The following is a 231-nucleotide window of genomic DNA, read 5'->3' as shown; positions in this document are numbered from 1 at the left end:
GCCAGCCGTTCCTCGACATCCAGCCGGGCGAGGACAGCAGCCAGGCGATTGCCGACTTCATCCAGGCGCTGGACGCCGACAAGGCCGACTGGCTGGAGATCCGCAGCGGCTCGGTGGAGGTCCACGCCAAGGTGGAGAAGGTCCGTGGCTCGATCGACAAGGACTATGGCGGCGACGTCCAGCGCTTCATCCGTGAGTTGAACGAGGTGTTCATCGACGACGCCTACACCC

1 protein-coding gene is annotated in these 231 nt (G+C 64.9%); it reads left to right on the top strand.

The window, feature by feature from the left end; all coding sequences use genetic code 11:
* A partial coding sequence (locus tag ACLJNW_RS28960; protein ID WP_410962132.1) for a hypothetical protein occupies positions 1-231 on the top strand: 231 nt, incomplete at both ends.

The sequence above is a fragment of the Salmonella sp. SAL4457 genome, from assembly GCF_046548235.1.
In the GTDB taxonomy this organism is placed as follows: domain Bacteria; phylum Pseudomonadota; class Gammaproteobacteria; order Enterobacterales; family Enterobacteriaceae; genus Salmonella; species Salmonella enterica.
Note: the sequence above shows the minus strand (reverse complement) of the source record. Positions and strands in the feature narration are given on the sequence as shown.